The sequence below is a fragment of the Amphritea sp. GJ51-11 genome (assembly GCF_055808735.1).
Map to the genome: position 1 here is coordinate 948,790 of NZ_CM147881.1, position 25,927 is coordinate 974,716.

The 25,927-nt window shown below is 47.9% G+C and carries 24 protein-coding genes and 1 pseudogene; 14 read left to right on the forward strand and 11 right to left on the reverse strand.

Annotation, left to right across the window (positions count from 1 at the left end):
* Positions 1-28: 28 nt before the first annotated feature.
* From AC0L4K_RS04115 to AC0L4K_RS04130, 4 genes are all read left to right on the forward strand, one after another.
* Positions 29-967 (forward strand): nucleoside recognition domain-containing protein, encoded by a 939-nt coding sequence (locus AC0L4K_RS04115; RefSeq protein WP_417228037.1) that lies wholly within the window; start codon positions 29-31, stop codon positions 965-967.
* A gap of 99 nt (positions 968-1,066) precedes the next feature.
* Positions 1,067-2,215, forward strand: a complete 1,149-nt coding sequence (locus tag AC0L4K_RS04120) for a pyridoxal phosphate-dependent aminotransferase (RefSeq protein ID WP_417228038.1) — start codon at positions 1,067-1,069, stop codon at positions 2,213-2,215.
* On the forward strand, positions 2,203-2,988 hold the full coding sequence (locus tag AC0L4K_RS04125; RefSeq protein WP_473268315.1) for an amidohydrolase: 786 nt from the start codon (positions 2,203-2,205) through the stop codon (positions 2,986-2,988). The genes AC0L4K_RS04120 and AC0L4K_RS04125 overlap by 13 nt, the downstream gene beginning before the upstream one ends.
* 356 nt (positions 2,989-3,344) lie before the next feature.
* Positions 3,345-4,568, forward strand: a complete 1,224-nt coding sequence (locus AC0L4K_RS04130) for a multidrug effflux MFS transporter (protein ID WP_417228040.1) — start codon at positions 3,345-3,347, stop codon at positions 4,566-4,568.
* 102 nt (positions 4,569-4,670) lie between these two features.
* On the opposite strand, the gene AC0L4K_RS04135 is transcribed toward AC0L4K_RS04130, so the two are convergent.
* Complete coding sequence (locus AC0L4K_RS04135) at positions 4,671-5,393, reverse strand: GntR family transcriptional regulator (RefSeq protein ID WP_417228041.1); 723 nt, start codon at positions 5,391-5,393, stop codon at positions 4,671-4,673.
* A 311-nt stretch (positions 5,394-5,704) separates the two neighbouring features.
* On the opposite strand from AC0L4K_RS04135, the gene AC0L4K_RS04140 reads away from it, so the two are divergent.
* Together AC0L4K_RS04140 and AC0L4K_RS04145 are read left to right on the forward strand one after the other, a co-directional pair.
* Positions 5,705-6,754, forward strand: a complete 1,050-nt coding sequence (locus AC0L4K_RS04140; RefSeq protein WP_473268316.1) for an aromatic ring-hydroxylating dioxygenase subunit alpha — start codon at positions 5,705-5,707, stop codon at positions 6,752-6,754.
* Between the two features lie 168 nt (positions 6,755-6,922).
* Positions 6,923-7,945 (forward strand): TRAP transporter substrate-binding protein, encoded by a 1,023-nt coding sequence (locus AC0L4K_RS04145; RefSeq protein WP_417228043.1) that lies wholly within the window; start codon positions 6,923-6,925, stop codon positions 7,943-7,945.
* A gap of 229 nt (positions 7,946-8,174) precedes the next feature.
* Here the strand turns inward: AC0L4K_RS04145 and AC0L4K_RS04150 are convergent, their stop codons facing one another.
* Together AC0L4K_RS04150 and AC0L4K_RS04155 are read right to left on the reverse strand one after the other, a co-directional pair.
* On the reverse strand, positions 8,175-9,185 hold the full coding sequence (locus tag AC0L4K_RS04150) for a TRAP transporter substrate-binding protein (RefSeq protein ID WP_473268317.1): 1,011 nt from the start codon (positions 9,183-9,185) through the stop codon (positions 8,175-8,177).
* Positions 9,186-9,239: 54 nt separating this feature from the next.
* The gene (locus AC0L4K_RS04155; protein ID WP_473268318.1) at positions 9,240-10,322 is read right to left on the reverse strand and encodes a Rieske 2Fe-2S domain-containing protein; all 1,083 of its coding nucleotides are present in this window, start codon (positions 10,320-10,322) and stop codon (positions 9,240-9,242) included.
* A gap of 271 nt (positions 10,323-10,593) precedes the next feature.
* Between AC0L4K_RS04155 and AC0L4K_RS04160 the strand changes: the two genes are divergently transcribed.
* The 3 genes from AC0L4K_RS04160 (at position 10,594) to AC0L4K_RS04170 (ending at position 12,370) form a co-directional block, all read left to right on the forward strand.
* Positions 10,594-11,085 carry a MarR family winged helix-turn-helix transcriptional regulator gene (locus AC0L4K_RS04160; protein ID WP_417228046.1) on the forward strand — a complete coding sequence of 164 codons (492 nt, stop codon included), beginning with the start codon at positions 10,594-10,596 and terminating at the stop codon, positions 11,083-11,085.
* Between the two features lie 97 nt (positions 11,086-11,182).
* On the forward strand, positions 11,183-11,704 hold the full coding sequence (locus tag AC0L4K_RS04165; protein WP_417228047.1) for a hypothetical protein: 522 nt from the start codon (positions 11,183-11,185) through the stop codon (positions 11,702-11,704).
* A 195-nt stretch (positions 11,705-11,899) separates the two neighbouring features.
* Positions 11,900-12,370, forward strand: coding sequence for a MarR family winged helix-turn-helix transcriptional regulator (locus tag AC0L4K_RS04170; RefSeq protein ID WP_473268319.1), 471 nt, complete (start codon positions 11,900-11,902; stop codon positions 12,368-12,370).
* 76 nt (positions 12,371-12,446) lie between these two features.
* On the opposite strand, the gene AC0L4K_RS04175 is transcribed toward AC0L4K_RS04170, so the two are convergent.
* The 4 genes from AC0L4K_RS04175 to AC0L4K_RS04190 all read right to left on the reverse strand — a co-directional run bounded on the left by AC0L4K_RS04175 (position 12,447) and on the right by AC0L4K_RS04190 (position 16,334).
* Positions 12,447-13,319, reverse strand: a complete 873-nt coding sequence (locus tag AC0L4K_RS04175) for an amidohydrolase family protein (protein WP_417228049.1) — start codon at positions 13,317-13,319, stop codon at positions 12,447-12,449.
* A 136-nt stretch (positions 13,320-13,455) separates the two neighbouring features.
* Positions 13,456-14,775 (reverse strand): TRAP transporter large permease, encoded by a 1,320-nt coding sequence (locus AC0L4K_RS04180; protein ID WP_417228050.1) that lies wholly within the window; start codon positions 14,773-14,775, stop codon positions 13,456-13,458.
* A complete protein-coding gene (locus AC0L4K_RS04185) occupies positions 14,772-15,272 on the reverse strand; it encodes a TRAP transporter small permease (RefSeq protein ID WP_417228051.1) in 501 nt (166 codons plus the stop codon). The genes AC0L4K_RS04180 and AC0L4K_RS04185 overlap by 4 nt, the downstream gene beginning before the upstream one ends.
* A 12-nt stretch (positions 15,273-15,284) precedes the next feature.
* Positions 15,285-16,334 carry a TRAP transporter substrate-binding protein gene (locus tag AC0L4K_RS04190; RefSeq protein ID WP_417228052.1) on the reverse strand — a complete coding sequence of 350 codons (1,050 nt, stop codon included), beginning with the start codon at positions 16,332-16,334 and terminating at the stop codon, positions 15,285-15,287.
* A gap of 354 nt (positions 16,335-16,688) precedes the next feature.
* Between AC0L4K_RS04190 and AC0L4K_RS04195 the strand changes: the two genes are divergently transcribed.
* The 5 genes and pseudogenes from AC0L4K_RS04195 (at position 16,689) to AC0L4K_RS04215 (ending at position 22,997) form a co-directional block, all read left to right on the forward strand.
* Positions 16,689-17,450 (forward strand): crotonase/enoyl-CoA hydratase family protein, encoded by a 762-nt coding sequence (locus tag AC0L4K_RS04195; protein WP_417228053.1) that lies wholly within the window; start codon positions 16,689-16,691, stop codon positions 17,448-17,450.
* Positions 17,451-17,565: 115 nt separating this feature from the next.
* Positions 17,566-18,334, forward strand: a pseudogene (locus AC0L4K_RS04200) (3-hydroxyacyl-CoA dehydrogenase).
* A 6-nt stretch (positions 18,335-18,340) separates the two neighbouring features.
* Positions 18,341-20,119: an acyl-CoA dehydrogenase gene (locus AC0L4K_RS04205; RefSeq protein WP_473268321.1), complete on the forward strand. Its 1,779-nt coding sequence runs from the start codon at positions 18,341-18,343 to the stop codon at positions 20,117-20,119.
* A gap of 53 nt (positions 20,120-20,172) precedes the next feature.
* Complete coding sequence (locus AC0L4K_RS04210) at positions 20,173-22,029, forward strand: feruloyl-CoA synthase (protein ID WP_417228056.1); 1,857 nt, start codon at positions 20,173-20,175, stop codon at positions 22,027-22,029.
* A gap of 209 nt (positions 22,030-22,238) precedes the next feature.
* Positions 22,239-22,997: an AraC family transcriptional regulator gene (locus tag AC0L4K_RS04215; protein ID WP_417228057.1), complete on the forward strand. Its 759-nt coding sequence runs from the start codon at positions 22,239-22,241 to the stop codon at positions 22,995-22,997.
* A gap of 460 nt (positions 22,998-23,457) precedes the next feature.
* Here AC0L4K_RS04215 and AC0L4K_RS04220 read toward each other — a convergent pair whose 3' ends face one another.
* The 4 genes from AC0L4K_RS04220 to AC0L4K_RS04235 all read right to left on the reverse strand — a co-directional run bounded on the left by AC0L4K_RS04220 (position 23,458) and on the right by AC0L4K_RS04235 (position 25,867).
* Positions 23,458-24,504 (reverse strand): hypothetical protein, encoded by a 1,047-nt coding sequence (locus tag AC0L4K_RS04220; protein WP_417228058.1) that lies wholly within the window; start codon positions 24,502-24,504, stop codon positions 23,458-23,460.
* Between the two features lie 349 nt (positions 24,505-24,853).
* Positions 24,854-25,336, reverse strand: coding sequence for a universal stress protein (locus AC0L4K_RS04225; RefSeq protein WP_417228059.1), 483 nt, complete (start codon positions 25,334-25,336; stop codon positions 24,854-24,856).
* Positions 25,337-25,479: 143 nt separating this feature from the next.
* Complete coding sequence (locus AC0L4K_RS04230) at positions 25,480-25,665, reverse strand: hypothetical protein (protein WP_417228060.1); 186 nt, start codon at positions 25,663-25,665, stop codon at positions 25,480-25,482.
* Entirely contained in the window at positions 25,646-25,867 is a 222-nt protein-coding gene (locus AC0L4K_RS04235) for a hypothetical protein (protein ID WP_473268322.1), read from the reverse strand. Before AC0L4K_RS04235 ends, AC0L4K_RS04230 begins: the two co-directional genes overlap by 20 nt.
* Positions 25,868-25,927 lie beyond the last annotated feature (60 nt).

The window sequence follows — 25,927 nt, forward strand, 5'->3', positions numbered from 1 at the left end:
TAAACCTTAAGGAATATGTGAAACCGCTATGGAGCAAATAATAACCCTGATTCTAGATTCCGGTCGCACGGCGATTGATTTGGTGCTCTATATGTTATTGCCGGTTATGGTGGTGATGTTAGCGCTGATGAAATTGTTGGAAAGCAAAGGGGTCTTAGGTTGGATCTCCAATCAGCTGTCACCGGTGCTTCGGCTGTTTGGTATGCCAGGGCTAGGTATCTTTGCGATGCTGCAGATTTTGTTCGTTAGCTTTAATGCGCCGGTGGCTTCATTGGCGATTATGGGGCGGGATGGCTCTTCGCGGCGTAGCATTGCGGCAACCTTAGCTGCAGTGTTGACCATGTCTCAGGCTAATGTGGTTTTTCCGATGGCGTTGGTTGGGCTGAATTTACCGGTGATTATGGCGACCTCTGTGTTGGGGGGCTTGATTGCTGCCGCTGCTACTTATTATCTGTTCGCTCGTCAGCCGGGAATGGATGATGACTATAGTTATGCTTCGCACCTTGCGCCTGAGCATCATGAGAAAAAGAATATCATTCAGACTTTATCTGACGGAGGACAAGAGGGTGTTAAGATCGTTATCGCCTCGATACCGTTACTGATTTTGGCGTTTTGTTTTGTCAATGTATTGAAAGTGACCGGCTCTATGGAGTTTTTAACCGCGCTGTTGGCACCGGTATTAGCTCTGGTTGGACTGCCTGAAACAACCGTTTTGCCTATTGTGACTAAATTTGTCGCCGGTGGAACCGCAATGATGGGTGTTACCATCGATCTGTTGAATCAGGGGGCCATGAGTGCCACGGATTTGAACCGGATTGCCGGCTTTGTGATCAGCCCGTTTGATGTGGCTGGCGTGGCCATTTTATTGGCGGCGGGTAAACGGGTCGCATCGGTTGCACGGGCGGCTATGTTGGGGGCGCTGGTGGGCACACTGGTCCGTGGCATACTGCATTTAGTGATATTCTAATCACCGCAACGGTTGGTGCTTGACCCCCGGACGGCGCGGACATAAAGTTGCCTTTACTGCTGATGTTTTACAGCAATCCGGGAAAGGACAATCATATTCATGCAATACCCTGAGACTAAATTACCCAACGTGGGTACCACTATTTTCACTGAGATGTCACAACTGGCTTCAGAGCATAATGCCATTAATCTGTCTCAGGGTTTTCCTGATTTCGACGGGCCGTTAGCGCTGTTGGATCGGGTTACCTATTATCTTGAAAGTGGCCTGAACCAGTATGCCCCTATGGCCGGTGTGCCAAGCTTACGTAACGCTATCGCCATGAAAATTGAACATCTATATGGCTGTCAGGTAAACCCTGATACGCAGGTGACGGTGACATCGGGGGCGACCGAGGCTCTGTTTGCTGCGATTGGCGCGGTGGTCCGTTCTGGCGATGAAGTGATCGTATTTGATCCAGCCTACGACTGTTATGAACCCGCGATTGAATTGAACGGTGGTCGGGCTATCCATCTTGCACTGCAGGCTCCTGATTTTGCCATTGATTGGCAAGCGGTCCAGGCGGCTATTAATGATCATACCCGGATGATTATTATTAATAGTCCTCATAACCCTACTGGGAGTGTACTTTCGACGGCGGATCTTGACCAGCTAGAAGCTTTGGTTGCAGGAACAGATATTTTACTGCTCAGCGATGAGGTGTATGAACACATCTGTTTCAATGGTCCGCATCAGAGTTTATTGCGTCGGCCAGCGCTGGCAAAACGCGCTTTTGTTGTGTCATCCTTTGGTAAAACCTACCATACCACCGGCTGGAAAGTGGGTTACTGTGTGGCACCGCCTGCGTTAACCACAGAGCTGCGCAAGCTACATCAATATCTGACTTTCTGTACCGTGCACCCAATACAGTTGGCACTGGCGGATTTCATGACAGATTACCCAGAACACCATTTGGAGTTACCCGATTTTTATCGCCAAAAGCGTGATCTGTTCTGTCAGTTGATGGCTCCCAGCCGGTTTAGTTTTAAACCCGCCGATGGCACTTATTTTCAATTAGTCGATTATTCGGCGATCGCGCCGGATATGGATGATGTGACCTTTGCCCGTTGGTTGACCACGGAGGTGGGTGTGGCCGCGATACCGGTATCGGTTTTTTATGCTTCGCCGCCGCATCAACGATTGGTCCGCTTCTGTTTTGCGAAAGATGACAAAACCCTAAAACAGGCTGCAGAAAAACTATGCAAGATCTGAAAATTACCTTAGTTCAACCGGATATGCAGTGGCAGAATCCGGCTGAAAATTGCGCGATGTATGAGCGCCTGATGGATCAAGGGGCCGCTGGTACTGATCTCGTCTTATTGCCGGAAATGTTCTCCACCGGTTTCACCATGGATAGTCGCTTAGCCGCGGAACCGATGGGCGGTGAAACCTGCCAGTGGTTACAACAACAGGCGATGCAACGGGGAGTTGCTATCGCGGGTAGTTTGGCGATTAAAGTCGATGATAGCTATGTTAACCGGATGATTTTTACCTTTCCGGATGGTGAGCAGGTTTATTATGATAAGCGCCATCTATTTCGCATGGCGGGTGAACATGAACGTTATCAGCCTGGTGAAAAGCGTGTCGTTGTCGAATATCGCGGTTGGCGGATTCTGCTTCAGGTATGCTATGACCTGCGCTTCCCGGTGTTCTCGCGTAATAATAATGACTATGACTTAGCTCTGTATGTGGCTAACTGGCCGGCCCCCCGTCGTCAGCCGTGGCGTAAGTTATTACAGGCCCGAGCGATTGAAAACCTTTGCTATGTGGCCGGCGTTAATCGTGTGGGTACAGATGCTAATGGCCATCAATATAGCGGTGACAGCATGCTGGTGGACTTTAAAGGTGAGCGGCTAATGGATCATGCTCCAGACTTGCCGTTCTGTGACACCATGACCCTGTCTGCCGAGGCGTTGAAAAGTTTCAATCAAGCTTTTCCTGCTTGGATGGATGCGGATTCATTTGTTATCGCCAATGAGGAATAAGCCGAAGGGTTAAGTCGAAATGCTTTCTAAGCCGTGTTTATCAACTCACCTTACTACACCAAAAGCCGTTCGCAGCTGAGGGAAGGCGCTGCAAGCGTTACCATTGTGTCACTCGGTATCGACTGACAACGCCGGTGTAAGTTTGCCGCAGTGATTTTCTGCCTGTGCTGCGATTGATGAATGTCGATGTTAGCAATACTTCAATGTCACTATGGACTATTGCTTTTAGTCGGTGGCTGAAGGGTATTGCTGTTTTAACACTATATTGAACGAAACGTTCTTAACAACATTCTTAACGAAACGTTGGATACAATGGCCAAGCATATCTAGGGATAGGCCAATAAAGGATATAAGCATTGCAACAGTCGAATACTAAACAGATCCCCTTTGCCGAATTTGTCACCTTGATTGCGCTATTGATCTCGTTAGCCGCTTTATCGATCGATTCGATGATACCGGCACTCGGGGAGATCGGTCGAGATCTGAAGGTGGCCGACCCTAATGATAACCAGCTGGTGATTATCGCTTTTCTGGCGGGTATGGGGATCGGTCAGTTTCTCTATGGCCCGCTGTCCGATTCCTTCGGGCGAAAATTGGCGGTGTTACTGGGACTGTCAATTTTTGTACTGGGGACGGTGCTGTCGATTACGGCAGAGAGTTATCCACAGATGTTGCTAGGGCGGGTACTACAAGGGTTTGGCTTGGCAGGGCCTCGAGTGGTTTCGGTTGCCCTTGTACGAGACCTTTATTCGGGCCGTGCGATGGCTCGGGTGATGTCGTTTATTATGAGCGTCTTTATACTGGTGCCAATGATGGCGCCAGCACTCGGGCAGCTGGTGCTGAGCTTTGCCGACTGGCGCATGATATTCACCGGGTTGCTGAGTATTGCTGTCGTGCTAGGTGTTTGGTTTTTCGTGCGTTTGTCTGAGACATTAGCAATGGATAAGCGTCGCTCTTTTGCTCCTGCTGCCCTATGGCTAGGCTTTAAAGAGGTGATGAGCAATCGGGTAGCAATGGGCTTTACCCTGCTAACCAGCCTCGTGTTTGGTGGTTTTTTGGGGTATTTGAGCCTGTCTCAACCGATCTTGCAGACACAATATGGTCTCGGCACACGATTTCCGCTGTATTTTGCCATACTGGCCGGTGCTATCGGCCTGGCATCTTTAGTGAATACTCGCCTTGTGGGCCGTTATGGTATGTGGCGACTGACAATATTTGCGATACTCAGCATCGCACTAACGTCACTGATCTATGGTGGTGTTGCGTTGACCTATAGTGGGCATCCACCGCTTGCGTCATTGGTGATTTATCTGTTGCTTGTGTTTTTCGCGACAGGCTTGCTGTTTGGTAATCTGAATACGATGGCGATGGAGCCTTTAGGCCATCTGGCGGGCCTTGGGGCCGGATTAATCAGCGCTATTTCGACCATGCTGAGTATTATTCCAGGGATGATTATCGGCAAATTATATAACCAAACGGTTTATCCCGTGGTAGGGGGCTTTTTGGTACTCATGACTTTCGGGTTGTTGGTGTGTTATTGGCTGCATCGTTATGCTGATGTTGGCGAAGGGGAACGTTAGCGTTTCGCGTCATTGTTATCCAACTCGTGCTCAAGGGGCGGTTGCCGCGAAAGGGTTTACAAGCAGTGTCTATCTAAATCGCCTAGATTGGTTCGATGAATATTAAGATTCTCGAGAACTGCTGATCACCCGAATAGTGCTGTTATCATCGTTGGCTAAGTAAAATGGTTCGGCGTACTGCAGAGTGACGTAGGCATGTTCACGCATAATGCCTTCGGCTCGTGCGCCCAAGCCCTGATCAATCGCCTCAAACGCGGCATGGTGCTGCATATGGGCGAAATTAAAACGACGGTATTCTAAGGCCAGGTTATGACGGTCTATGGCTAATGAGCTAACGGATGCAAAGGGAGTATGTTCACTATGCCTCAAGGCGGTGCTGATAGCCGGGTTATCGCTGGCTTCAATAATTAAGGTGTGAAAGCGTTTATTCAGATCGTGATAGATTTCTAGGTCTGTTTCGTCGACATGGCCTTTAATAAACAAGGCATCTCCCTGAGCTAAGCACTGTAACAACTCTTCACGCTGTGCCGTGGTGAGACCTTTCTCTGCGGCTTGTCGAGCGGCTAATCCTTCTAATACTCCGCGCACTTCAACGGCGCCTCTAATATCACCGGCGGTCACTTCTCGCACCCGATAGCCTCGGCGTTCTAATTTGCTGAGTAAGCCTTCCTGCTCGAGTGCTCTAAATGCAATACGTACGGGGGTACGTGATACTCCGAGCCGGTCAGCGGTGGGTATTTCCGCTACCCGTTCACCCGCAGCCAATTCACCCGAAATAATCATTTGGCGTAATGTACTCAGCACCCGCTGACTTGCTTTGCTCATTGAAACTAAAACCTCAGGTAGCATTAATGGTGTGTCAATAGGCTGCGTAATGCCCGTAACCGATGTTCGAGAATAGCATAATATTGGATCCAATAGCGGAAGATTAATGAGTCGGCTATCTGTTTGATCGTGCATCGGGAAACGCAGATTCTTGTGCTGAAACGCTGGATTACTGGTGAGGTTGCCTGGTTGATTAGAGAAAGATGTTAATTATTATTGGATCCATTTTTTGTTGATTTTGAGCTTTAAAGCTATATTATTCCATATATTGGATCCAATAAAATAATAACGAAATGCAAAGAAGGTCTGTTATGTTTCCCAAAAACTGCTGGTATGTTGCTTGTACTCCGGATGAATTTACCGATAAACCACTGGGCCGCCAAATCTGTGGAGAGCGAATTGTTTTTTATCGTGGCACTGAAGGTCAGGTTGCCGCTGTGGAAGACTTCTGTCCCCACCGTGGGGCGCCGTTATCGTTAGGCTATGTTGAGGATGGCTTATTAGTCTGTGGTTATCACGGTTTGCAAATGGGATGTGATGGTAAAACAGTTGCGATGCCTGGGCAGCGGGTAAAGGGATTTCCTTGTATTCGTAACTACCCGGTTATCGAGCGTCATGGTTTTGTTTGGGTCTGGACAGGGGATGCGACGCTCGCCGATCCTGAGGATATTCCAGAGCTGGAATGGGCAAACAATTCGGCATGGGCTTATGGTGGCGGTCTTTACCATATTAACTGTGACTATCGCCTGATGATCGACAACCTTATGGATTTGACCCACGAAACCTATGTGCATGCCAGTAGCATCGGACAGAAAGAGATCGATGAAACACCGGTGCACACCAAAGCTGAAGGCGATACCGTTATTACCAGCCGCTTTATGAATAATGTTACTGCGCCGCCATTTTGGCAGGCGGCATTACGGGCCAATCAACTGGCTGATGATGTGCCGGTCGATCGTTGGCAGATCTGCCGCTTTACACCGCCGAGTCACGTAATGATTGAAGTTGGCGTTGCCCACGCTGGCCATGGTGGTTATGACGCTAAGCCAGAATTGAAGGCGAGTAGCATCGTGGTGGATTTCATTACCCCGGAAACTGAAACATCTATTTGGTATTTCTGGGGCATGGCGCGTCATTTTAAAGCGGATGACAGTGCACTAACAGAGCAGATTAGAGAGGGACAAGGGCAGATATTTAACGAGGATTTAGAAATGCTCGAACGCCAACAGCGTAATCTTTTAGATTATCCCGACCGTCAGTTGTTAAAACTGAATATTGATACTGGTGGGGTTCGATCCCGCCGCATTATTGAGCGCTTGATTAAAGAGGAAGATCAGTTAAGCGCCAGTAAGACGCTCTAATGCTGTGAATCCGTTTACTGCTGTCTCTACGTTTGGGTCGATCAGTAGAGGGTATATCGGAACAAAGGAATTCGTTGTTTTAGAGCCTTACAGGCTGTGATTGGTTCTGGGTCGTTTAATAAATGACAACCGCTTAAGCATAAAATATAACAATAGGAATGTGCTGCTATGACGCTAAAAAAATATATGGGTATCACCGCTATGGTCTGTGGGATGTTGGGTGCATCGGTCAGTTCAGCGATAGCGGCAGATTATAACTTGCGCTTTGCTCATCCTTGGCCCGGTGGATCTGATATTCATAAAGGCTTAGCCGCCTGGAGCGACTCTTTAACGGAAGCATCTGATGGGCGTATAAAGGTGGAGTTTTATCCGGCACAAACCTTGGCAAAGGCGGCGAAAGCCTATGATGCGGTGGTGAATCAGGTTGCCGATATGACGGCAACGGTTCAGGGGTATAGTGCTAATCGTTATCCCTTAACCCAAGTCATTGAGTTACCGGGTATGGTTGCTAGTGGCTCCCAAGGCTCTTGCATTTTGCAGACTCTCTATGATGATGGCGATATTGCCGCTGAGTATGATGATACCCATGTGCTGTTTGTCTGGACTAATGGCGCGGGGCATCTGCATATGAATGGTAAAAAGGTGCTCAAACCTGAAGATATTGCAGGGTTGCGAATTCGTCGACCGACTACAGTGGTGGGTCAATTGTTGCAAGATTTAGGGGCCAAGCCAGTAGGCATGCCCGCCCCTGATGCATACACAGCGTTACAACGAGGTGTGATTGATGGGGTGGCCATCTCTTGGGACGGCGCTAAGGTTTTTCGCCTGAATGATGTGGTGGATTCTCATACGGAGCTGAACCTCTATTCGTTAAGCTTTGTGGTAACGATGAATAAGGACGTTTATCAGCGTTTGCCAGAGGATCTGCAGAGGGTTATCGATGATCACTCTGGCCAGAAATGGTCTCAGTATATGGCCAAGATCTTTGATCGTGTTGATCATGAATCACGGATAGACGCTAAAGCAATGGGGGATGAGGTCATTGAATTTGATACGGCTATTCAACAGGCATGGCGTCCTGCATTAGTAAAGGCAACGGACAACTACCTCGATGAGCTGGAAAGCAAAGACCTGCCGGCTAGGGCGGTCTATGCAAAGGCGAAAGAGTTACGCCAACACTGTGAGACATGATTGTCAGGCCTGGTGTTTAAGCATTGTATTAACAAGCCTGAAAGGTAGCTAACAAAATGGTGAGCGCGCTTTATCGGCAAAGGAACGGTGATAAAAAAAGATAGTCAGCAAGTGTAATGGCTATGGAATGATGTTAACGATAGATTAATGCCAGTCTTGATTGTGCTTAATAAACCCACCCTCCGGTGGGTTTATTACGTGAGGCTTGAATAGTTAAACTAGGGCTAGGTTATGAACAGGCCTGTTTATATTCGAGGGCCTTTTGATAGACCGTTTTGGCGTTTATCGGCGCGTTATTGTTAGCCTCAAGGTAGTCGTTAACCACTTTCTCTAGCACGGTTTTCCATTGTGGATTCTCCATTAACTTATTAATTGTATTGATCGTATGCCCTGCCGCTACTGCTTCAGCACGTCCCGCGGCATCGAGGTCATCTAGTTTTCGCCCCATCGTGCGGGCCCAAGTCATACCACTGTTTTGGTCGATTACGGCTTTGAGTTTGTCTGGTAATCTCGCATAGGCGTTGTTATTCATGGTGGCGATAAAGGCTAGGGTATAAAGTGCTAGCTCCGTGTGTGAACTTAACTGCTCGTTCAAGCGAAAGTCTTTCATCGCTTGCCAAGGAAAAGCAACGCCATCGATGACTTTGCGTTGGGCCGCAGTATAGGTTTCCGGTGCGGGCATGCCGATCGGTTGAGCGCCGAGCGACGTTAATATTTCAGCAACAACGGTGGTTGCCCGCCGGATACGCAGGCCGTTAACATCCTCCGGTGTTAATATTTGTTTTGCGTTTGTATGAAGGTGGCCGGGGCCGTGGGCAAAGAAAAACAGCGGGTGAGTATCTTGATATTCATTATCGATCAGCTTGTTCTCATACAGTGTTTGCAATACGCAGCTGGCATTTTCAGCGGTTTTCACGATACCGGGTAGTTCTATTACTTGGGTAATGGGAAAGCGGCCTGCTATATAACCCTGTGCAGTCACGGTGATATCCATGATGCCATTGACGGTGGCGGTATAACTTTGCGGCGCTTTAGCGAGGGTTTGAGAAGGATAGATCTCTATTTCTAACTCGCCTTGGGATTCAGTCTTAACCTTGTCGGCCCAATCGCTGATAACGTTATCAACACTAGAACCGGGAGGCCAGAAGTGGCCTAAACGAAGTTTATGAACATCGGCGTGGGCGGCATTGATTGCCATACAGCTGGTGAGTGCGGCAGCTAGAACGGTTGTTAGTTTCATTTTGGCGTCCTGTTATTATTTATATTTTTAGACGTAACGGGGGCTTACTAAGGGCTAAGCCTGCTTTTGCTTTTTCAGTCGGGCAATAATTCTTCTGGCGCGATTAGCGCCCACGTCTACATGAATATCGATCATCGGCTTATCAGCAAAGCGCTTCATGTTGGCGTACTGGGCTTCGATAACGACTTTATCTTCATCAAAGGTCATTGCCGACTGGTCAATAATCAGTTTCATGCTTTCCATGGGTTGACTGCTGGGGTTACTTGCTTGAGTCCAGATATAGAAACAGGTCTCATCAGTCTCCGGAGTGACCGCGTGGAAGCCTTTAAGATGAAAACCACCTCGTTCAGGGTCATCTAGCGATGCTGTATTGACATCGACGGCACCGGTCCATATTTCGAGATGCGAAGGGTGGAAGATAATCTCTTGCCAGCGGTCAACGTTACCTTTAAACGGGTAAGCCGCGGTGTAGGTGGGTGGTGGTGTCGAGTTAGGCATCTTGCGAACAACCTTTATCGAATCACCTTTCGCTTCGACGGTCATTTCTGCATTCATATGCAGCTTAGCGTTGCCGCCAATGGTATGCAGATGGACATAACCGAGATGGCTCAGGTCGAGTAAGTTATCGTGGATCAGTTGATAGGGGGCTTGATAGTGGTATTTATCACCATCGTATAGATAGCGTTCATCGGTATGAACATCATACGTTGGGGGTTCACAGGTTGGCTCGGCGTTACCTTCAGAGCCAAACCAGATCCAAATCAGCGCGCCTTGTTCTTTAACAGGATAGGCCGAGATAATCGCTTTAGAGGGTATTTTGCTCTGACCAGGCACCTCAATGCACTTGCCGGTGCCATCAAATAGCAAGCCGTGATAACCACAACGAATACCGTCTTTATCAATAGTACCGAGGGAGAGTGGTAGATCTCGGTGGCAGCAGCGATCTTCGAGAGCACTTACCTGACCGCTTGGAGTGCGGTAAAAAACGATCGGATGATTTAGCAGGGTACGCCCGAGTGGTTTATCCTGTACCTCTTTGCTGAGTGCTGCGACGTACCACATATTCAGTGGAAATTTTGCATGCTTAGCGGCTTGAATATCCGCCACATCGGCTGTTTTGATCTGTTGAACGGTCATTTTCAACCTCTTATTTTAATAAGTTTTTTTGTTTTTTATCGATCGCTCTAGTGCCCGTTAGTTAACCTAGATATCTGACAGGCGCTGCGTGGTTATTTAGTTGACACCTCAACGATACTTGAAATCTAGTTGAGGCGTCAACTAGATTGGCAGGTTTTTATCCGCTTTTTGGTTTACTAAAATGAAATCAATATGTTGTGCTATATTTGTCCGGCGGCTTTTGGACTGAGCTTTAAGTCGCGCAGAAACGGGGTAGCGAGGCTCTAACTAAATGACAACGACATCTTTATCAGTACACAGAAATAAGTTGGATCTTGATCGTTATGTCCCTGCGCTGGTTACATTCCTCGCTAATAAGCTCTCGAGTGGTGCTTCAGCCTGTTATCGGAAACACTTCGATGTTGGCGTTGTTGAGTGGCGAGTTCTCGCGTTACTGAGGGTAGAAAGCAATATAACGGCAAACCGGATCTGCCAAGTAATAGGTCTAGATAAGGCTGCAGTAAGTCGGGCATTGAAACTCTTAAAAGAAGACGACTATGTTACTTTTGTTAAGGACGAAACCGACGGACGTTCAGTACTGATTAGTCTGACACCGAGTGGTGAAGGAGTCCATGATCAAATTCTGCAGATCGCGCTGCAGCGCGAAGCATTGTTACTTGAAGGGTTAACACCGGCAGAGCAGGACACGTTGATCTCTTTATTGCAAAAAGTGAATGCGAGAGTCGCTGTTGTGAATGCCTATGACCCTTCTGATCATGAATAAACAGGTGAATGACTGTTTAGCTTGACGGGCCTCGAAAAGCGACCGCTGAACTATACTTTTATCATTCACAACGGCCGTTCGCGCCGGGAGGTAGAAGATGAAACGTTTAGTGTTTTTAGCGCCGGATCTGGAACATGCTGAGAGAGTGGTTGAGTCGTTACATGAATTAACGATTAATGATGCCGCCATTCATCTGCTGGGTCGGGATCATAACGCGTTGCAGCAAGCCCATCTGCATGAAGCCACCGAAATGGAAACATCGGAGCTAGAGTCTGATTTCAACTGGGGTATTGTTGCCGGGGGTGTTTTGGGACTGATACTGGGGATGGTTAGCTATGGCGCGGTGATCTTTGACGTTGAGTTTGGCCCTATTGCTATTCTGTTGTTAACGGTTATCGGCTCACTGTTTGGCGGTTTGATCGGTAAAAACATTGGTGAAAGTACTCCGAATGCGGATTTGAATAAGTATCAGCATGCACTGGATGCCGGGCAGATTCTATTGATTGTGGATGTTGCGGTGGAGTTATTACCCGAGGTCTATAAACAGGTGCGCAGCCATTGTCCTAAAGCGCTGATTGAGAGTCGCCATGTTTTTCATGATCACCCGCTGGCGGCTTAATCAAAGCAGATGAGCTAAGTGGGTTGCCTTTGTTGGTCAGGCTGTGTGATCGTGATAGTTCAGGTTACGGTCCTGAACGATATGCTTTATTCTGTCGATGAGTGTCCGTTTAGTCGTTGCTTTAACAGGTGTTTTTGACGTGCTAAATCCTTTATAATTGCTTTAATTACAATTGTTAATAAAGTAAATAATTTAATGGCTAATCAAAGTTCAGCGGAAGAGATCGATTACGGTATTTTAGATACACTGGTCGGATACAAGCTTAGACGTGCTCAGGTCACTGTATTTAACCATTTCACCGATCGTTGCCTTAAATTTGGCATTACCCCGGGTTTGTTTGGGGTGTTGTCTATTGTTGAACGTAATCCGGGATTGACGCAGACAGCTATCGCTAACGCGCTGGGTAATGATCGTTCGGCAATGGTCAGTGTGGTTGATCGGCTCGAAGCGATGAACGTGGTTGAGCGTAAGCCTTCGGTAAAAGACCGACGTTCCCATGCACTGTTTTTGACACCTCACGGTGAAACATTTTATAAAGAGTTAGTGGCTCAGGTGTTAGCCCATGAGAAAGACTTCACCGACACCTTGAATGAGAGTGAAAAGGTATTGTTACTCGATATTCTTGATCGTTTCGCCAAGCATTCGCCATCCGCTAAGGCTGAATAGTCGTTATGCCAAATATAAAAAAGCCCTAGCAACATTATTGTTGCTAGGGCTTTTTTTTGTTAGCGCAGCGGCTGGTTTATAGTTTCAGCAGCTTGACCGCATTCTCTTTAAGAATCTTTGGTCGCACCTCATCTTTAATACCAATGGTTTCAAAGTCTTTCAACCAGCGATCTGGGGTGATGACGGGCCAATCAGAACCAAATAGCATCTTGTCTTTTAGCAGTGAGTTGGCGTACTGAATCAAAATTTTCGGGAAATATTTAGGTGACCAACCCGACATATCGATATAGACATTAGGTTTGTGGGTGGCAACGGATAGGGCTTCTTCCTGCCAAGGGAAAGAGGGGTGAGCCATGACAATCGGCATATCCGGAAAATCAGCCGCCACATCATCAATATACATCGGGTTAGAATATTTTAGGCGCATATTCATACCGCCTCGGCTACCCGCACCCACGCCGGTTTGGCCGGTATGGAACAGTGCCACCGCACCTTCTTCAGCAATCGCTTCATAAAGGACATACGCGGCGCGGTCATTAGGGTAAAAGCCTTGCATCGTCGGGTGAAACTTGAATCCGCGGACACCAAAATCACGGACTAGACGACGGGCTTCACGGGCGCCCATACGCCCCTTAGCAGGGTCGATGGAGGCAAATGGAATGATGATGTCGCTATTATCGGCGGCTAGGCGTGCCACCTCTTCGTTTTCGTAGCGACGGAAACCGGTTTCCCGTTCAGCATCCACGGGGAATAGCACACAGGCAATTTTACGATCACGGTAATAAGCGGCCGTTTCTTCAATCGTCGGCAGCATGTTGTGCCCCGCTGGATTTTTGAAGTATTTGGCGAAGTCCTGTTGGAACTCATAATAGCCATCATCGCGCAAGCATGTGCAGGGCTCTTCAGCATGGGTATGGAAATCTATCGCGATAATGTCATCGATATTCATTGTAGCCACCTATCTCTTAAATATTCTTTAGGGAACGCTGACAGCTTATTTTAGTGTTCACTGTAACGGTCTAATTTGTCTCTATTCGGATGACCCGCCGCCATCAACGCGGTGACGGTAGCGGGTATTGCTTCGGTTAACTCAGTATATGCACCAGTGACAGAGTAATTGGCGGGAACAGTACCAGCAACGCAACCCGTGTCATATCCGACATGATAAAGGGCACTACGCCTCTGAAGCTTTCTTTCAGCGACAGTGATTTATCAAACGAATTAATAATAAATACATTCATGCCGACCGGCGGGGTGATCAGCCCAACTTCAACGACCACCAACGCCAGAATACCAAACCAGATACCGGTGTCTTCGACCGACATGCCAAAATCCATCGCCACGATAATCGGGAAGTAGATTGGAATGGTCAGCAAAATCATCGCTAGGCTATCCATGAAACAACCCAGTATGAAGTAGCTTAGCAGCATTAGTGCAAGAATCAGATAAGGGGACATCTGCGCGTCTAACAGTAATTCTGCGCCGAGGTTAGGCAAGTTCGTCAGGGCGATAAAAACACTGAATAGATCAGCTCCGAGAATGATCATAAAGATCATGGCACTGGAAACGGCCGTTCTGATGATGCAGCTCTTGAGCTGATCGAAGGTCAGTTTGCCGTGGGTCAGTGCCAGAATACCGGTTAATACCACCCCAACGGCCGCCGCTTCTGTCGGAGTAAAAATACCGAGATAGATACCGCCTAAGACGATCAAAAAGATCAGACTGATATGCCAGACATCAGCGGTAGATTTAATCTTCTCCATAAAGGTGGTTTTTTGCCCACGAGGGCCTGATTTAGGAAAGATACGCACATAAATAGCGATCGCCAAGATATAGCCAACCGCGGCCAGAATGCCGGGTACAAAGGCGGCGATAAACATTTTAGAAATGTTTTGCTCGGTGAGCACGGCGAAGATAATCAGTACCATTGAGGGAGGAATCAAGATCCCCAGTGTGCCACCAGCCGCAAGACAACCCGCCGCTAAGCCACCGGCATAGTTATTCTTTTTCATTTCAGGCAGCGCAACCTGACCCATAGTCGAAGCCGTTGCTAACGATGAACCACAAATCGCACCAAAGGCGGCACAACCTGAAATCGAAGCCATTGCGAGGCCGCCTTTAAACTGTCCGACCCAGGTATTACAGGTGCGAAATAGTTCGGAGGTGATGCCCGCCCGAGTGGCCAATTCGCCCATCAACAGAAACAACGGTACAACCGATAGGTCATAACTGGAAAATTTAGAATAGGGGACGGTGCTCAAATAGTTCAGTGTGGTGGGAAACCCCGCCAGAATGGTATAGCCCAATGCGCCGCAAGATAGCATCGCCACTGCGATCGGTATACGAATAGACATCAGCACCAGAAGCAATGCCAGCATGGATAGGGCAAGTTCAATATTGCTCATGATCGTGAATACTCCCGGAAGCCCAGCACTGTATCAATGAAGCAGCAGAGGGTGAGAAGTGAAACGGAAAATACGGCTGGAATGTAAGCTATCCAGACCGGTAGTTCGAGAATCATGGTCTGTTCGTTGTATTCGAACATATCCAAGCCTCCCAGATACATCTGCCAAGCCAGTGTGGCGGCAATCAGGGTAAACATCAGATTACCGACGGCATCGAGAAAGTAGATCTTTCGCTTGGCCATATTGAGGGTGAAAAAATCGACAATTACGTGCCCTTTATGTAACTGGCACTCGGTCAAGAAGAGAAAAATTGAGATAGCGAGCCCCATCTCAACCATTTCGTAGTCACCCTGTACCGTGATGCCCAGAAAAGCACGGCCGATAATACTGGCAACTGTCATGAGTGCGAGCAGAATCATAATAATACCTCCCACCAGCGCGAGCTGACGGGAGATGAATGCGATTCCGCTCTTCGTTTGACTAAGCAGAGTAAACATAGGTAAGGCCTCTTACTTGTTGGCCGCTTCGTACTTAGTAATCAGCGCGTTAGCTTTGTCGAGCAGAGCTTGGGATTGATAACCGTCAGACTTCATCTCTGTCAACCAATCTTCAGTGATGAAGTTGATTTGAGACTTCCAGCTAGCAATTTCAGCTTCTGGCAAGGTATAGAACTCATTACCCTGATCAACAGCCGCTTGACGCCCCATCGCTTCAGATTCATCAAACAGTTCGCCAATATGTGCGGCCAGTTCGATGCCTGAGTTGTTGTCGATTACTTTTTGCAGGTCTGCCGGCAGCTTGGCATAGGCCTCTTTATTCATGGTGAACAGGAAGAAGTTAGCATACAGGCCGCGCTTGCCAGGGATCTCAGTGTGGTGTTTAACCAGTTGATGGATTTTCAGTGGTTTAACCACCTCAAAGGGTAATACCGCAATATCTAGTACACCTTTCGAGAGTGCGCTAGGCATCTGTGGCACCGGCATAAAGACAGAGTTAGCGCCTAGTTTTGAAAAGGCTTCGGCCATGATCTTGTTAGGTGCTCGCAGTGTCATCCCTTTTAGGTCTTCAGCGGTGTGGATAGCTTTTTCACGGGAGTGCAGTGAGCCTGGGGCATGCACATGCATCGCAAGCAAATGAACATCTTTTAGTTCATCGGCCATCTCTTGTTCAGCGTATTCTTGAATCGCCATGCTCATCGGTTTTGCTTTGCTGGCCATAAAGGGTAGCTCAAACACCGTGGCTTTAGGGAAACGCCCAGGAGTATAGCCACCAACGGTCCAAGACATATCCACGATGCCTTTACGCACCTGATCAAACAGTGCTGGGGGCTTACCGCCAAGCTGCATTGATGGATAAACGTCGATCTTGATTCGGCCATTAGACTCTTTCATGACCTTATCAGCCCAAGGCTTAAGGAATTGAGAGTGAGCCATAGAAGGTGGCGGTAGAAAGTGATGCAGTTTAAATGTGTATTCTGCATCGGCAGACATAGCACTGCTGGAACCGAGTACCAGCGCACATGCGATAAGTGATTGTCTGAAAGTCTTTTTAATGCCCATGTTTATATCCCTTAGGTTTCTTTATTGTTTTAGGATTCCAGCGAGCTGGTGGGTGTATTTATACATAAACTGTTTAGTAGTGCAACAATTGTCTGTATAAAACATATGCACCAAATTCAGGCGCCTCAGGGTCTAATTTTTGTTGCTCATCGGACGGGAAAACGCGGATCAAGATATTTCCTTTTTTAATTAACAAGTTAAGTAACTAAGGCGAGTGGCTGACGGGTTATGATTGAGATTAGAGGGTAATGTTTTACAAATAATATTGTTGACTATATAAACAATGTTTTATATAAACATAACCAACAACAACACTATACAAGCTGATACGGCTTATTTTTTCTGAGGTGGCGAATGGCCGAGTACCGTTTTATTGAGTTTTCTGTAGAGGCTGATATTGGCCATTTGCAATTGAATCGTCCGGCAAAGAAGAATGCGATCAACGATGCGCTTCTTCTGGAAATCGAAGATGTGTTTATCAATATGCCGGAAGAGGTTGCGGTGGTTTTGATCTCGGGTAATGGCCCTGAGTTCTGTTCTGGGCTAGATCTGTCCGAGCACGTTGCCCGTGACCCTTATGGTGTCGTGCAGCACTCTCGTATGTGGCACCGCGTATTTGGTCGCATCGCGAATTCAACTATTCCCGTGGTGGCTGCGTTACACGGTGCAGTCATCGGCGGTGGTTTAGAACTGGCATCGAGCGCCCATGTTCGGGTGGCCGATGAAACAACCTATTTCCGTTTGCCAGAAGGGCGTCACGGTATCTTCGTTGGCGGCGGTGCATCGGTGCGAGTTGGGCGGATCTTGGGTGCCAGTCGAATGATGGACATGATGCTGACGGGTCGTACCTATGATGCGGTCGATGGTGAGCGTTTAGGCCTTGCCCATTACTGTGTTGCTAAGGGCACGGCGCTGGAAAAAGCGACTGAGCTGGCTAAGTCGATTGCGCAGAATTCACGGCTATCGAATTTTGCCATGGTGAGCGGTTTATCCCGCATTGAAAGTATGTCGATGGATGACGGTATGTTTACCGAGTCTCTATTGGCCGGGATGACCCAAACCAGCCCTGAAGTGCAGGAGCGTATTGGTCAGTTCCTGAATCGGAAAAAGAAATAACCAGCGCGTTTGTCGGCTCAGAGTAAAGTGCAATTTACCTTTGATAAAAAACGCCGGCCCTTACTACAACACAGTTGATTATTGCTGAATAAAAGAAGAACTGAGGACACGGATAATGGATATCAAGCAAAAGGTTTTTATCGTCACGGGTGCAAGCTCCGGTCTAGGTGAAGCCGTAGCGCGGCACTTAGTTGACCAAGGCGCATCGGTGGTACTGGCCGATATTAATGAAGAGCGAGGCGATGCCGTTGCGGCTTCTGTTGGCGCCTCATGGGGTCTTTTGCAAAACCGATATCACCGATGAGGAATCGGCGCAAAACTGTATCGATACCGCAGTTAATCATTTTGGCAGCCTTAGCGGTCTGGTTAATTGTGCGGGTATTCCAGGTGCTGAGCGGGTGTTAGGTAAAAAAGGTGTGCACCGTTTAGAAACCTTTAGCCGTGCGCTACAGGTTAATTTGCTGGGGACCTTCAATATGATTCGTTTAGCGGCCAGTGTGATGAGTGAGCAGCCAATACAGGAAACCGGCGAACGCGGGGTGATTATCAATACCGCGTCTGTTGCTGCATTTGATGGTCAGATCGGTCAAGCCGCCTATGCCGCGTCGAAAGGAGGGATGTGTTCGATGACCCTGCCATTGGCGCGGGAGTTGGCACAATTTGGTATTCGCGTGATGACCATTGCCCCAGGGATTTTTAAAACGCCGATGATGGATGTGCTACCCGAAGAGGTGCAAGCGTCATTGGGTGCGGCGGTGCCATTTCCATCACGTCTAGGTGAGCCTGCTGAATATGCGCAATTGGTGCAGCAAATTATCGAAAACTGCATGCTCAACGGCGAAGTGATTCGTTTGGATGGGGCCATTCGGATGGCGGCTAAGTAGGACATTATGATGGCTAATTATTCTGCTCCGCTTAAAGATATGGATTTCCTGTTAAAGCATGTCGCCGACAGTCGTCAATTTGACCAGCTTGCGCATTTTGATGATTACGATGCACCACTGTTAGCGGCAGTGCTTGAGGAAGCGGCAAAATTTGCCGGTCAGGTGCTGTCCCCTTTAAACCAAACCGGTGATATTGAAGGGTGTCACTTCAATGACGGGGCGGTCACGACCCCAGCTGGTTGGACCGATGCTTATCAGCAGTTCTGTGATAATGGTTGGTTAGGTTTAGCATTACCCGAGGCGTATGGTGGGCAATCTTTACCACGCTTTATCGCCGCCGCAGTACATGAGATGTGGTTAAGTTCTAACCTCAGTTTTGTCATGTTTCAAGCCTTGACCCAAGGGGCCGCCGAAATTTTACTAGCCGCTAAAGATGATCGGCTGAAACAGCGTTATCTGGAAAAGCTGGTCACCGGCGAGTGGGCTACCTGCATGTCCTTAACGGAGCCGGGAGCAGGGTCTGATCTTGGTAACACCCGTACCCGAGCGGTTCGTCAGGAGGATGGCAATTATCTGATCCGTGGTCAGAAGATCTATATCACCTATGGTGAACATGATCTAACCGACAATATCGTGCATCTGGTGTTGGCTAAAACACCGGACTCTCCGGCAGGCGCCAAGGGTGTCTCTCTGTTTATCGTGCCGAAATATAAGGTCGATGAAGCAGGCCAATGTGGTGAGCTGAATGATGTGCGCTGTGTTTCGATCGAACATAAGACAGGCTTACATGGCAGCCCCACCTGTAGCATCAGTTATGGTGATGAGGGTGGCGCGATCGGTGAGTTGGTCGGCGAAGAAAATCGTGGCCTTGAGTATATGTTTATCCTGATGAACGAAGCGCGTTTGAGCACCGGTCAGCAGGGTGTCGCGATTGGTGAGATGGGCTATCAGCGGGCACTGGAATACAGCCTCGAACGTACCCAGGGACGCGATGCGTTAACCGGTGAAACCAATGTTCAGATTGCTCGGCACCCGGATGTTAAACGGATGCTGATGGGCTTAAGAGCACAAGTGACTGCTCTGCGCGCTTTGAGTTATCAGATAGCATCACGTTTGGATCTTGCTGAGGTTGATTCACAAGACCGCGCTGCGCATCTGCAATTTGTTGCCTTGATGACCCCCATTTTCAAAGCCTTTTCTACCGAGAGTGGCAATCAGATGGCCGGTACTACCATTCAAATTTTTGGTGGTATGGGTTTTGTGGAAGAGACCGGCGTGGCCCAGTTAATGCGAGATATTCGGGTTACCACCATCTATGAAGGTACCACCGGTATTCAGGCTAATGATCTCGTTTTTCGTAAGGTGTTGGCCGATCAAGGGGCTGCGCTAACTGCATTGGTCAGCGAGATAGAAACGGATTTTGCCCTCTATAGTGCATTGGATTGTGCCGGGGCTGAGACCGAGATGCTGACGCAGATGATTAGGGTGGTAAAGGATACCGCTGACTACATTTTACAGCAGGGTAAAGAGGGGCGTGAAGCGTTGCTTTGTGGCGCGGTAAATGTCCTTGAACTGCTCGGTATTGCGTGTTGCAGCTGGATGATGATGCGCACTGCGGTGGCGGCTGAAAAGCAGAAACTGCAAAGCACAGACAGGGATTATCTGAATAACTTGATTGCGTTGAGTCGGTTCTATTTCGCCCACTTTACGCCCAAAGTGTTGGCGCTGCATCATACTGTGATCAGTGCTGGGACGGGCATTCAAGATTACCAGATAGAAGAGTAAGCCAGCGGTATTGCTGACGGAAACTGATTAAAAAAATGATAGCGAGAATAACAATGAATGCAGAAGTGCTTCCTGTAAATGTAGTGACATATGATGTTAACGTCGATAAGCGTGACGATGGCTCTATGTTGATTCGTTCCGCCGCTGAGTTGCCCGCCTATGCAACAAAAATGACCGATAAGCTGGAGCATTGGGCCGAGGTTACACCGGATAAGGTGATGGTCGCGCAGCGCACAGAAGATAAGCATCACTGGCAAACCGTTACTTATGCTGAGGCGTTAGTGCAGGTTAAGCATCTGTCGCAATATCTTCTAAATCAGAATCTATCGGCAGAGCGTCCCATTGTTATTCTTTCCGGTAACAGTATTTCACACTTACTGGTTGGTCTCGCGGCGATGTATGTGGGGATCCCTTACTCTCCGATCTCGACCGCTTATTCATTGATCTCCACCGACTTCGGTAAGTTGCGTTATATCACTGAAAAACTGACCCCAGGATTGGTGTTTGTCGAAAACCTCGGACCATTCCGTGATGCGATTGACGCGGTGATGCCAGCAGATTGCAGTGTGCTGGCATTTGAGGCGGATCATGGTGTTGATGATTTCCGTTTTGATTTAAGCCTCTTTGCCGATGCCGTGACCACACCGTTAACGGACGAAGTGGCCAAGGCGAATGCCGCGGTCAATGGCGATACGATTGCGAAATTACTCTTCACCTCGGGTTCAACCGGTATGCCGAAAGGGGTGATCAACACTCAACAGATGATTTGTGCCAATCAGGAGATGATCGGTACGTACTTACAATTTGTAAAACAGCAACCGCCGGTTCTGTGTGATTGGCTACCCTGGAACCACACCTTTGGTGGTAATAAAAACACTGGTTTGGTGGTCTATAACGGTGGTTCGCTCTATATCGATGGTGGTAAGCCGGTACCGAAAGGTATTGCTGAAACCGTGCATAATCTACGTGAGATCGCTCCCACTATTTATTTTAATGTGCCTAAGGGTTATGAGTTGCTAGTAAAAGAGCTGAAGCAACACCCGGATATGGCAAAGGTCTTCTTCTCTAATTTACAGGTGTTGTTTTACGCCGGCGCGGGCCTTGCGCAGCATGTTTGGGATGATCTGTTGGCACTTTCAGTGCAATACACGGGTCGTAAAGTGCCGGTCTTAACGGGCTTAGGCGCAACAGAAACGGCTCCTTCGGCACTGTTCACCTCAATCGAAGAGGCGGCTTCCGGTGTGGTCGGAGTGCCGATTCCCGGTGTTGAACTTAAACTGATTCCGAATCAGGGTAAAATGGAAGTGCGGATTAAAGGGGTTAGCATTATGCCGGGTTACTGGCGTGATGAGGAACAAACCGCTAAAGCGTACGATGAAGAGGGCTTCTACTGCCTTGGCGATGCGCTGAAATTTATTGATGAAGCACAACCGTCTCGTGGGTTTCATTTCGATGGTCGGGTGTCTGAAGACTTTAAACTGGATACCGGTACCTGGGTGAGTGTTGGCACCCTGAAGGCTCACATGATTCACGAGTTTGCACCTTATATTCAAGATGTCGTGATTGTCGGTCGAGACCGTGGCTTTATCAGTGCACTGGTGTTTCCGGATATTGAACACTGTCGCCATCTGATCGATATCGAAGAGGGTGAGCTGAGTCAGGAACAGATTGTAAATCATGCCGCCGTGCGCCAAGTATTCCAGGAACACCTGACGGCGATGGCTGAAAAAAGTACCGGTAGTTCAACCCGCATCAAAAGCTTGGTGCTGCAGAGTCGTCCAGCAGATATCGATGCCCATGAGATGACCGATAAAGGATCGTTGAACTCGAACGCAGTTATTAGCCATCGAGCTGACATTGTCGCCGATATCTATAGTGCCTCACCGTCTTCTCAGGTGATCTCGCTATAACCGTTTCAGGCTAGGAGTTACCAAGAGTGGCTCTCCTCAGTTGCCCCTTCTGATGAAGGGGCCTTTTTTAATTTAGATAGTTAACTTGTTAATTATATTGAAAAATCTAGTTGTTTAATTATTAACTAGTAGCCAGATTGAAAAATGGAAGATCACCTGATCTTCTGCAAGGAAATAATAAAAATAATATCTAATAGTCCGGGGTTGTAATGAAGAATTTTTCTGAATTAAGGATGAAAGGCAGAGCAAAGGATCTTGTCATAGCAAAAAAAACAGAGATAGTTTATGCCACTGATGAAAGTAGTGATGAGTTACTTATCTATCTGTTAACGGATGAAAATAATAATGAGATCCGTATTCAAGTACATCAACGTATGTTTGTGAATTATTTTATTATCGATACCGAGTCGACCTGTCAGCGCAATGCTGATCAGCGCCTCAAAGTAGATAATGAGCGACGTATATTACTGACATCGACACCGCTAAAAGAGCTAATTCTGCATATGTTAAAGCTCAAGGACTTTCATGATCAGGAGGTGCAGAGTCACTATGTTGATATCATCTGCCGTTTCCTTGATGCTGAACTGGCTGAGAGTGAGTCCTGTCCTAGCAGTGGGCACAGCAAACACAAAACAATGGAAAAATTGCGCGATTACATTGATAACAATATCAAACATAGCCTGTCTGTTAAGAGTCTCATCGATGTTTGTCATATGAGCGAACGGTCGTTGTATTATCTGTTTCGTGAAAGTGAATCCATGACGCCATTATCCTATGTGCAGCAACGTAAAATAGTTCATGTACATCGTGAGTTAAGTGCGCGAAAGTCGAGCCGTAGCATCACCCAAGTGGCGATGGAATATGGCTTTACCAATCTTGGGCGGTTTTCTCAGCTCTACCGTAAGCAGGTGGGGGAGTTACCATCGGTAACCCGTTCGAAAACCCTAGGTCAGGCACTGCAAGCGTGATGTCAGCCTAATATTTGCTTAGCGTGAGTGTTTTAAAATGTGCCTGTTGGCGCATTTTTTTTGCCTGACATAAACCTGCTTAAAGCCCTTTATCTAGCATCTTAATCGAGCCCCTTGGTTGAGTCCCTTAATCGAGCCGTTACTTAATCTTGTGCAGTGCCGCTAGGTAGGCTTTGTCATAGATTAAACGTTGCTGTCGGTCGTCGTCGGTAGCAAAACTAAAGGGCCAAGCGATTAGAAATTAGTGAGGGCTGCTATAAGGGAAGGGCTTGATAGGCGACGGGCGAAGGAAAGTGACGAGTTGGGTGTATTTGAAATGGAGTTAACGCCGGTGCTTAGCATCAGTGTGTGGAGACAAAGGGTTACGGGGCGAGGGTTATGCTTTGTTTGAGGTGAATAGAGATACCGGTGAAGGGGGCCAGTATCTCCATTCGTAGCGACTAAGGTACTAAACGTTTACTTAGAACTTGTACATCGCCATGACTTCAACCTGCTGGCCCGCTGGACGCAGAGGATGGTTTTTCATGTCTTGATCACGCCACTCAATACCAAAGTCGAGATCTGGCAGGTAGCTATACATCAGTGTTGCTGTTGTCATAAAGGCAGAGGTGTCTGCAGCATCATCAACTTCAACTTTACCATAACGCAGGGTGCCGTTTAGGCTAGGTGTCAGATTTTGAGTGACGCCAACGCTGTAACCTGTTTGTGAGATAAGGTCGCCAGACGCATCGATATCACAGCTGGCGGTAATACCTGGGTTCCATGCACCACCCACACATAAGCCGGAGTTGACACCCTGACCTTTACCGGTGAATGCGCCTGCAAACAGGGCACCATTACCGACGGCCAGCTTACCTTGGAAAGAAACGGCGGCGCCGACTTCCGAGTCATCGTTCAGTTGTTCTACTTCACGGGCCGTAATCGCTGCGCTGTAGCCGCTACCGCCGTCAAAACGCTGAGCGTAAGAGACCACGAGATCAGGCATGGAGGCGTTATCATAAAGAGGTTCGGCGGCTGATAGTGTGAAGCCATGAGTACGGTAGTGAGCCACCATACTTGGACGAACAGTACCGCCATTACCGGCGATGCTACCCCAGCCTGGGCCAAAGAAGTTGATCATGCGGGCATCGAAAGGCGCGGTGGCAAAAAAGTTACCGCTCCACGTTTGACCTACAGTCAAAGCATCGATGTTGATATAGGCGTGGCGTAAGCGCAGCCCTGGAGTTGTTGAATAGCTTGATTGGTTTTCCCAGAAATCTGCTTCTACAAAGCCGGCAACTTTGTGGCCGTCGACATTCTTCTCTGCCTTAATATTGAAACGGGATTGGCGTGCAGTGCCCTCAACGGTGTTATCACCGACATCTGGCATACCCCAGATCGCTTCTGCTTTCAGATATCCGCCAATGCTGAATGTTGTACCCTTAATCTCGCCCAGCTCCACAGCGCTAACAAACGTTGATGCGGTTGCGGCTAAGACTGCGATACTTAGCTTATTAAGTTTTTTCATCTAAGAGAAGCCTCTTTCTTATTATGTAAATGAGGCTTTATGATCGCAGATTGATAAAAATCTAATATTTGAATACTGCAAATATATGTACAGATACTGCAAACATGATATGAGTGTTAATGACGACTCAAGTGGTTACCTGAATCTATAGTGTTGCTTTATTGGTTTTTTTGGTCACGCTGAAGCATTAGTCTGTTGCAAGTAGAAATAGTTCAGATGTTTTGTGTCAACGTGTTTTTAACTGTTGCTTTTTAACGTTGTTTAATTGGGCAAGGTTAACGGTGGGCTTAAGGTCATTCGCAAAGCGCAGTTATCGAAAGAGCGCTTTGCAAGGGCTGCTAAGCAAGTTTTATAACGGCACGATCAATACCGGCCGTTTTGAGTGATGGATCACCTTATTGGCGGTTGAACCTAGTAAAAACTCTCCGACAGCCGAATGGGTGCGGGTGCCCATAACAATGACATCTGCCTCAATCTCTTCAGCCACCTTCAGAATAACCTTCCAAGGCTGACCCTCTTCGACACGGGCAGTGATATTTTGTGGCTCTAGGTGTTCATGGGCTTCAATCTCAGCGACATAAAAGCGTTCTAAGCGTGTCTGCATCGTGCGCTTCAGGTTTTCAATACTCTGATCATGAAGTTCATTGAGGTCATGCTCATTGATGATGCTTTTGACGACACTCTGGGTACTGGCGCTGAGCGGTTCGATAACATGCAGATAGATAATTTCTGACTGTTCTTGACCACAGAGGCTGATCGCTGAACGTAGGGCTGGACGTGAACCTTTCTCTATGTCGGATGCATAAAGAATTTTTTTAATTTTAGGTAACATCAATATCTCCTTATTACCGTACTCACGGCAGGGACATTGTGGCAGAAGAAGTGATTCGGGTGCAATTGCGCCGTCATTATCCGATCAATTATATTGATATAGATTGTATGATATTTGTTGCATCACGAGCGCCAATATTTTGCCTAGCCATTTAAACGCAGGGTCTTTTGTTCAGCGATGGGGAGAAATACGCCATCGACAATACCCTGTTGCAGCAATTCATAAACCTTAGGCGCTGGGGCACCGACCGGGGTTACGCCTAAACGGTGACCAATTTCAGCGGGTACGCCACCGCCGATACGGATCTTTTTACTTTTTAGGTCGGCCAAGACCGTATTCGATCATGACCTTAACTCGGCCATCGGTGGCTGCTTCGATCCATTTGCCCCAAGTTGGCCAGACCACCGCGTTTTGAACATGGGTGGGCGGCAGCCAACTAGCTATTCGCATAACGGTTTCAGCGTAAGATAATCGACTAAAAGAGAGTAGTAAGGAGGTGAGGGCGATCAGTTTGATTATGTTTAGCGGCATTGTTTATGTCTCGTCAGGGATAACCCCAGCAAAGGCTGTTATGAGTGAAATTTGCAGGAC